The sequence below is a fragment of the Dietzia sp. HMSC21D01 genome (assembly GCF_001815995.1).
In the GTDB taxonomy this organism is placed as follows: domain Bacteria; phylum Actinomycetota; class Actinomycetes; order Mycobacteriales; family Mycobacteriaceae; genus Dietzia; species Dietzia cinnamea.
The window spans coordinates 1-7,653 of sequence record NZ_KV824106.1; the positions used below are offsets into that span (position 1 = coordinate 1).

Sequence of the window (7,653 nt, forward strand, 5' to 3'; positions counted from 1 at the left end):
CGCCGCCCGGCAACCCCTCCGGGCGGTGATGGGACTGACCGACGTCCCGGCCCGCGCGGCGGTGCGCGGCGACGACGGCCGTTTCCGACACCTCGCCACCCGCGACCCCGCCGAGGCGCTCGCGATGCTCGGCGACGTGTGCCACGTCCTCGTCGAGGGCGGACCTCGACTGGCCGGGGCGTTCCTGGCCGCCGGGCTCGTCGACGAGGTCGAGGCCTACATAGCCCCGCTCGTACTCGGCGGCGGGCGCCCGGCCGTCTCCGACGCCGGCGTCACCACCCTCGCCGCGGCGCACGGCTTCACCCTGCGTGAGACAACCGTGCTCGGCACGGACATCCACCTGCGCATGACAGCCAGGCCGACGGAAGGAACCCGCTGATGTTCACCGGAATCGTGGAGGAGCTCGGCACCCTCGAGTCCATCGACCGTCGGGGCGACTCGGCGCGCCTGCGGATCCGCGGCCCGTTGGTGACCTCCGACGCCGGCCACGGCGACTCGATCGCCGTCAACGGCGTCTGCCTCACCGTCACCGGGTGGGAGACCGGCGGCCACTTCGACGTGGACGTCATGGCCGAGACCCTCGACCGCACCGCGCTGGCCGCCCTCGCGCCGGGGGACCCCGTCAACCTCGAGCGCGCCATGCGCGCCGACGCCCGCTTCGGCGGACACATCGTCCAGGGCCACGTCGACGGCACCGGCCGGCTCCTGGACCGCGTCGAACACGAGCACTGGCACGTCCTGCGCATCTCCCTGCCCGCCGACCTCGCCCAGTACGTGGTGGAGAAGGGGTCCATCACCGTCTCCGGCACCTCGCTCACCGTCTCGGCGGTCAGCGCGTCGGGTGAGGCGGACGCCTGGTTCGAGGTCTCCCTCATCCCCACCACGCTCGACGCCACGATCCTCGGCGGCCTCGGAGTCGGCGCCCCCGTCAATCTCGAGGTGGACGTGCTGGCCAAGTATGTCGAGCGACTGCTGAACGGACGCGGTGGCGGGTCCCGCTGACCGGATGCGCCATACTTGAGCCCGGACCCGCGGCCGACGCCCGGGCTCGTCAGACACTAGGAGACCCCGCAGCAGTGACCACCTTCGACGGCATCGAGCGAGCCATCGCCGACATCGCGGCGGGACGGGCCGTGGTGGTGGTGGACAGCGAGGACCGCGAGAACGAGGGCGATCTGATCTTCGCCGCCGAACTCGCCACCCCTGAACTCATGGGCTTCCTCGTCCGGTACTCCTCCGGGTACGTGTGCGTCGCGCTCGAGCCCGAGGACTGCCTCCGCCTGGACCTACCGCCGATGCGGGCCATCAACGAGGACCGCCACGACACCGCCTACACCGTGACAGTGGACGCCCGCACCGGGGTGTCCACCGGTATCTCCGCCGCCGACCGCGCCCGCACCGCGCGCCTACTCGCCGCCGATGACACGGTGCCCGGCGATTTCACCCGCCCCGGCCACATGGTGCCCCTGCGCGCCCGGCCCGGTGGCGTGCTCACCCGGCCGGGTCACACCGAGGCCGCGGTCGACCTGGCCCGGCTGGCCGGACTGCGCCCCGCCGGCGTGATCTGCGAGATCGTCTCCGAGGACGATCCCACGACCATGGCCCGCACCCCCGAGCTTCGCCGCTTCGCCGATGAGCACGGCCTGGCGATGGTGACCATCGAGGCCCTGCAAGCCTGGCGGCGTGCACACGAGGTGCAGGTGGTCCACGAGGCCGCGGCCCGCGTGCCCACCCCCGCCGGCACCCTCACCGCCCACGGCTACCGCGACACCCTCCAGGGCGTCGAGCACGTGGCCATGGTCGCCGGCGACATCTCCGGCGACGAGCCGGTCTCGGTCCGCATCCACTCCGAGTGCCTCACCGGTGACGTCTTCCACTCCCTGCGCTGTGACTGCGGCCCGCAACTCGACGCCGCGGTCGCCGCCGTGTGCGAGGAGGGACGCGGGATCGTCCTCTACATGCGGGGCCACGAGGGCCGGGGAATCGGCCTGGTCCAGAAGCTCCGCGCCTACCAGCTCCAGGACTCGGGCCGCGATACCGTCGACGCCAACCTCGACCTGGGACTGCCCGCCGACGCCCGTGACTTCAGCCTCGCCGCCCAGATGCTGCGCGATCTCGGGGTGACGCGTGTGCGGCTCATGACCAACAATCCCGCCAAGGCCGACGCCCTGCGCGCCGGGGGGGTAGAGGTGGTGGCCAGGGTGCCCATGCCCACCGCGGTGACGCCCGAGAACCTGAGGTACCTGCGCACGAAGCGTGATCGGATGGGCCACCTGCTCGAAGGGCTCGACGAGGGCCCGGCCGGCGCCGACGTGGGCGGAGAGGATCAGCGATGAGTGGCAGTGGAAGACCTGAACTGGTCGTCCCAGACGCCCGCGGGCTGCGGCTGGGCGTGGTGGCCTCGACGTGGCACCAGGAGATCTGCACCCAGCTCGTGGACCGGGCGCTGGCCGTCGCCGAGGCCTCCGGAGCGGCCGTCACCCTCGCCCGCGTCACCGGAGCCGTGGAACTGCCCGTCGTGGCGCAGGAGCTCGCGCGCACCCACGACGCCGTGGTCGCGCTCGGCGTCGTCATCCGGGGCGCCACACCCCACTTCGACTACGTCTGCCGCTCGGTGACCGACGGCCTCACCCGGATCGCCCTCGACGAGGCCACCCCCGTCGCCCACGGCGTCCTCACCACCGAGGACGAGGACCAGGCCCGCGACCGCGACGGCCACGAGGGCGCAGCGGAGGACAAGGGCGGGGAGGCGGTGGCCGCCGCCCTCGGCGCCGCCATCGCCCTACGCGAACTGAGGACGATCCGATGAGCGACGACACCTGGGAGTTCGAGCACACCCCGCGCCGCATGCGCACCACCGTGATCGCGCTGGCGGTGCTCATCGTCATCACCCACGTCGTGTGGGCCGTCATCCTCGTCCGAGGGGATACCGGCGTCACCATCGGCGTCGCCGACCAGCTGGCCTACGTCGCCATCGGCCTCATCTTCGCCGGCGTCCTGCTCACCCTCCTGCGCATCCGCGTCCGCGCCGGCGAGCAGGGCGTCGAGCTGCGCGGCCCCCTGCGGACCCGGGGGTGGGGCTGGGAGGACATCGTGGGCGTGACCTTCCCCCGCTCGAGCTACTGGCCCCGGCTGGAACTGCCGGCGTACGAGCACGCGGGCATCTGGGCGATCCAGTCCTTCGACGGCCGGGACGGCGTCGAGGCCATGTCCCGGCTGCGTGAGGTCATCCGCGCCCACAAGCCCTCGGCCGCCGACCCCGAGACCGTCGCCGACCGCTGACGCGCCGTGGCCGACCCGCGTTCCTACCGCCCGGCCCCCGGCTCGATACCCACCGAGCCGGGGGTGTACCGCTTCCGTGACGAGCATGGGCGCGTCATCTACGTGGGCAAGGCCAAGAACCTCCGCAGTCGGCTGAGCTCGTACTTCGCCGATCTGTCACTGCTGCACCCGCGCACCCGGCAGATGGTCACCTCCGCCGCCGGCGTCCAGTGGACGGTCGTCTCGACAGAGGTCGAGGCGCTTCAGCTCGAGTACACGTGGATCAAGAAGTACGACCCGCGGTTCAACGTCCGCTACCGCGACGACAAGACCTACCCGATGCTCGCCGTCACCGTCGGCGAGGAGGTGCCGCGCGCGTTCGTCTACCGCGGCCCCCGACGCCCCGGCACCCGCTACTTCGGCCCCTACTCCCACGCGTGGGCCATCCGCGACACCCTCGACACCCTGCAGCGGGTGTTCCCCGTGCGCTCGTGCTCGGCCGGCGTCTACAAGCGTCAGGCCCAGCTAGGGCGGCCCTGCCTGCTCGGCTACATCGACAAGTGCGCGGCCCCGTGCATCGGCCGGGTCACCCCGGACGAGCACCGGCTGATCGTCAACGAACTCATCGACTTCCTCGCCGGACGGACCGACGCGATCATGCGGCGCATCGAGAAGCGGATGCTCGAGGCCTCCGCCGACCTGGATTTCGAGCGCGCCGCGCGACTGCGAGACGACCTCGGCGCGATGCGCCGGGCCATGGAGAAGCAGGCGGTCGTCCTGGGCGACGGGACCGACGCCGACGTGGTGGGCGTCGAGGTCGACGAGCTGCAGGTCTCGGTCCAGGTCTTCCACGTCCGCGGCGGACGTATCCGTGGCCAGCGCGGTTGGGTGGTCGAGCACTCGCACGGGATCGGCGAGGACGGCGAGTTCGACGCGGCCCGGGCGGTCCCCGGCGTGGTCTCGGATTACCTCGCGCAGTTCTACGGTGGGGAGGCCGACCTGGCCGAGGCGGCCGAGTCCGGCGACATCGCCTCCGCCGTGCCCCGCGAGGTGCTCGTGCCGGCCCTGCCCGAGGACTCGGAGGAGCTCGCCGACTGGCTCTCGGGCCTGCGCGGCTCCCGGGTCTCCCTCCGGGTGCCGCAGCGCGGGGACAAGCGGGCCCTGGCCGAGACGGTCCACCGCAACGCCGTCGAGGCCCTGACCCAGCACAAGCTGCGCCGCAGCGGGGACCTCACCGCGCGCTCCGCCGCCCTGCAGGAGATCCAGGAGACCCTCGAGCTGGACTCCGCACCGCTGCGCATCGAGTGCGTGGACATCTCGCACACCCAGGGCACCGACGTCATGGCGTCCCTCGTGGTGTTCGAGGACGGCATCCCCCGTAAGAGCGACTACCGCCTGTACCGCATCCGCGATGCCGCGGGGGACGGTCACTCGGACGACGTGGCCAGCATCGCCGAGGTCACCCGCCGACGCTTCCGTCGTCATCACGAGGACCCGGCGCTCACCCCGGACGAGACGGACGGACCGGTCGACGACGAGGCGGGCGACCCGGAGGCGGCCCCGCCCGCCCGCCGGTTCGCCTACCCGCCGCAGCTGTTCGTCGTCGACGGCGGGCGCCCGCAGGTGGAGGCGGCCGCCGAGGTGCTGTCCGAGCTCGGCGTGACCGACGTCCCGGTCATCGGCATCGCCAAGCGACTCGAGGAGATCTGGCTGCCGGGCGAGGAGTACCCGGTGATCTTCCCGCGTCACGGCGAGGGACTGTTCCTCCTCCAGCGCCTGCGCGACGAGGCCCACCGGTTCGCCATCCGCGCGCACCGGGGCGCGCGCTCCAAGCGGATGACCGCCTCCGTGCTCGACGACGTCCCAGGGCTCGGCCCCGCCCGCCGCGCGGCGCTGGTCGAGAAGTTCCCCACCGTCTCCGCGCTGCGCGCCGCCACCGTGGAGGACCTGTGCACGGTCCCCGGCATCGGGCCCGGCGTCGCGGCGTCGATCCTCGCGACGCTCGGGAGCGGTGGGTCGGCCGATGCCGACTCCGGGCCCGGGGACGCGGACGGCACCGACGTGGAAGACTCGGCAGGGCGGCCGGGGCCGGCCGCGACGAACGACGCGAGGTGACACGATGGACGACGGCGACGACGACCGGGGGCGTGAGCTCCTCCTGATCAGCGGCATGTCGGGAGCCGGCAAGGGGACCGCCTCGAAGGTCCTCGAGGAGTTCGGGTGGTATGTCGTGGACAACCTCCCGCTGCCCTTCGTGGGGGAGTTCCTCGGCCGCTTCGACGACTCCGCCGACGAACCCCGCCGTCTCGCGATCGTCGTCGACACGCGCAGCCTCGGCTTCGACGAGCACCTGGGTGAGCTGCTCGAGCTGTTCGCCGGCCGACAGCGGTCCCGCATCCTGTTCCTGGACGCCTCCGACGAGGCGCTGGTGAACCGGTTCAACAACGTGCGCCGCTCGCACCCCCTGCAGTCCGGCGGCGGGCTCATCGACGGCATCACCCGGGAACGCAGGACCCTCGAGGGCCTGCGCGGACGCGCCGACGTCGTGGTGGACACGACCGCGCTCAGCGTTCACGACCTGCGCCACCGACTGGAGACCCCGTTCGGCGACCTCGGGTTCGACTTCCATCTCACCGTCGAGTCGTTCGGCTTCAAGTACGGGGTCCCGGTGGACGTCGACATGCTCCTCGACATGCGCTTCCTGCCCAACCCGCACTGGATCCCCGAACTCCAGCCCCACACCGGGCGCGACAAGCCCGTGCAGGACTACGTCCTGGCGGACGAGTCGATCGAGGAGTACCTGCGCGCCGCCGTGACGATGATCCGGCTCGCGATGACCGGCTACCGACGCGAGGGCAAGCGGTACATGACCATCGCCGTGGGGTGCACCGGCGGCAAGCACCGCAGCGTGGCCATCTCCGAGTCCCTCGCGGGCCGGTTGACCGGCCTGGACGCGGTCGACGTGCACGTCCGCCACCGCGACCTCGGGCGGGAGTGACCCGGCGATGACGGAACCCACGAAGCGGATCCCCTCCCTCGTCGCACTCGGCGGCGGCCACGGGCTCTCGGCGACCCTGAGGGCCGGTCGGCTCGTCGCCGACCACGTCACCGCGGTGGTCACCGTCGCCGACGACGGGGGCTCCTCGGGACGCCTGCGCCGCGAGCTCGGCATCCTCCCGCCCGGCGACCTGCGCATGGCACTGTGCGCCCTCGCCGGTGAGGACGACGAACACGCCCGCCTCACGAGGCTCTTCCAGCACCGCTACGGCGGTACCGGGGCCCTGGCGGGGCACGCCGTCGGCAACCTCGTCTTCGCCGGACTGTGGGAACTGCTCGGGGACCCGATCGAGGCCCTCGACGCGGTCGGCTCGATCCTCGGCGTCACGGGGCGTGTCCTGCCCATGTCCCCGGTGGCCCTCGACATCGCGGCCGAGGTCGTCGGTCTCGAGGCCGACCCCAGGGTCGTGCGCACCATCATCGGGCAGGTGGCCGTGGCGACCACGCCGGGCAGCGTCCGACGCGTGCGCCTCATCCCCGACGCCCCGCCCGCCGCGGACGGGGTGGTCGAGGCGATCGAGCGGGCCGACCTCGTCGTGCTGGGCCCCGGCTCGTGGTTCACCAGCGTCATCCCCAACGTCCTCGTACCGGAGATCGCGGCCGCCCTCACGCGGACCGCCGCCACCAAGGCCCTCGTGCTCAACCTCGCCCCGCAGCCGGGGGAGACGGCGGGCTTCTCCGCGGAGCAGCATCTGCACGTTCTGCGCCAGCACGCGCCTCGGGTCGATGTCGACGTCCTGCTCGTGGACCCGCGGATGCCGCTCAGCGCCACCGAACGTGAGCACCTCGAGCGCGCGGCGGCAGGACTGGGCGCCCGCGTGGTGACCGCGGAGATAGCCGAGACCGGCTCGGATGGGACCATGAGGGCTGTCCACGACCCCGCCTCGCTGGCGACGGCACTCGCCGCCTCGCTGCCGGGGGGCGCGGGGTGACGACCGGAGAACGAAGGAGCAGGGCGTGTCGCTGACCGCACAGGTCAAGTCCGAACTGGTGAGGGTCCCCGTCGGGAACACCGAGACCAGGAGGGCCGAGGTCGCCGGCCTGTTGAGGTTCGCCGGAACGCTCCAGGTCCTCTCCGGCCGACTCGTCATCGAGGCCGAGGTCGACTCCGGCGAGATCGCCGACCGGCTCGCCGCCGAGCTCGACGCCCTCTTCTCCGTCACCTGCGAGATCCACCCGATCGGGGGCTCGGGCGGGCGGCCCGCCCGCAAGTTCGTCCTCCGCGTCATCGACCGGGGCGCCGACCTCGCCCGCCAACTGGGGCTCATCGACAACGCGGGGCGGGCCGTCCGCGGGCTCCCCGCGGCCGTCGTCGGCGGGTCCGTCGCCGCGGCC

The 7,653-nt window shown here is 72.7% G+C and carries 9 protein-coding genes; all 9 read left to right on the forward strand.

All coding sequences use genetic code 11. From position 1 onward, the window contains the following. A partial coding sequence (locus HMPREF3086_RS15695) for a RibD family protein (protein WP_210401887.1) occupies positions 1 to 379 on the forward strand: 379 nt, incomplete at its 5' end. After that, the gene (locus HMPREF3086_RS15700; RefSeq protein ID WP_070722845.1) at positions 379 to 1,002 is read left to right on the forward strand and encodes a riboflavin synthase; all 624 of its coding nucleotides are present in this window, start codon (positions 379 to 381) and stop codon (positions 1,000 to 1,002) included. The genes HMPREF3086_RS15695 and HMPREF3086_RS15700, both read left to right, overlap by 1 nt. Before the next feature lie 74 nt (positions 1,003 to 1,076). Next, positions 1,077 to 2,336 (forward strand): bifunctional 3,4-dihydroxy-2-butanone-4-phosphate synthase/GTP cyclohydrolase II, encoded by a 1,260-nt coding sequence (locus HMPREF3086_RS15705; RefSeq protein WP_070722847.1) that lies wholly within the window; start codon positions 1,077 to 1,079, stop codon positions 2,334 to 2,336. Continuing rightward, positions 2,333 to 2,809: a 6,7-dimethyl-8-ribityllumazine synthase gene (gene ribH / locus HMPREF3086_RS15710; RefSeq protein WP_007628592.1), complete on the forward strand. Its 477-nt coding sequence runs from the start codon at positions 2,333 to 2,335 to the stop codon at positions 2,807 to 2,809. Before HMPREF3086_RS15705 ends, ribH begins: the two co-directional genes overlap by 4 nt. Beyond that, positions 2,806 to 3,282 (forward strand): PH domain-containing protein, encoded by a 477-nt coding sequence (locus HMPREF3086_RS15715; protein WP_070722849.1) that lies wholly within the window; start codon positions 2,806 to 2,808, stop codon positions 3,280 to 3,282. Before ribH ends, HMPREF3086_RS15715 begins: the two co-directional genes overlap by 4 nt. 6 nt (positions 3,283 to 3,288) lie before the next feature. Continuing rightward, positions 3,289 to 5,376, forward strand: coding sequence for an excinuclease ABC subunit UvrC (uvrC, locus tag HMPREF3086_RS15720; RefSeq protein WP_070722851.1), 2,088 nt, complete (start codon positions 3,289 to 3,291; stop codon positions 5,374 to 5,376). A gap of 4 nt (positions 5,377 to 5,380) precedes the next feature. Then, positions 5,381 to 6,259, forward strand: coding sequence for an RNase adapter RapZ (gene rapZ / locus HMPREF3086_RS15725; protein WP_070722855.1), 879 nt, complete (start codon positions 5,381 to 5,383; stop codon positions 6,257 to 6,259). A gap of 7 nt (positions 6,260 to 6,266) precedes the next feature. Beyond that, positions 6,267 to 7,250 (forward strand): gluconeogenesis factor YvcK family protein, encoded by a 984-nt coding sequence (yvcK, locus tag HMPREF3086_RS15730; protein WP_070722857.1) that lies wholly within the window; start codon positions 6,267 to 6,269, stop codon positions 7,248 to 7,250. A 25-nt stretch (positions 7,251 to 7,275) separates the two neighbouring features. Then, positions 7,276 to 7,653: DNA-binding protein WhiA (whiA, locus tag HMPREF3086_RS15735; protein ID WP_070722858.1), on the forward strand; the 378-nt coding region annotated here is incomplete at its 3' end.

Excerpts from the sequence above, each read along its gene's own strand:
- HMPREF3086_RS15700 (WP_070722845.1), top strand. The coding sequence starts at position 379 with ATGTTCACCGGAATCGTGGAGGAGCTCGGCACCCTCGAGTCCATCGAC.
- ribH (WP_007628592.1), top strand. The coding sequence starts at position 2,333 with ATGAGTGGCAGTGGAAGACCTGAACTGGTCGTCCCAGACGCCCGCGGG.
- rapZ (WP_070722855.1), top strand. The coding sequence starts at position 5,381 with ATGGACGACGGCGACGACGACCGGGGGCGTGAGCTCCTCCTGATCAGC.
- yvcK (WP_070722857.1), top strand. The coding sequence starts at position 6,267 with ATGACGGAACCCACGAAGCGGATCCCCTCCCTCGTCGCACTCGGCGGC.
- HMPREF3086_RS15715 (WP_070722849.1), top strand. The coding sequence starts at position 2,806 with ATGAGCGACGACACCTGGGAGTTCGAGCACACCCCGCGCCGCATGCGC.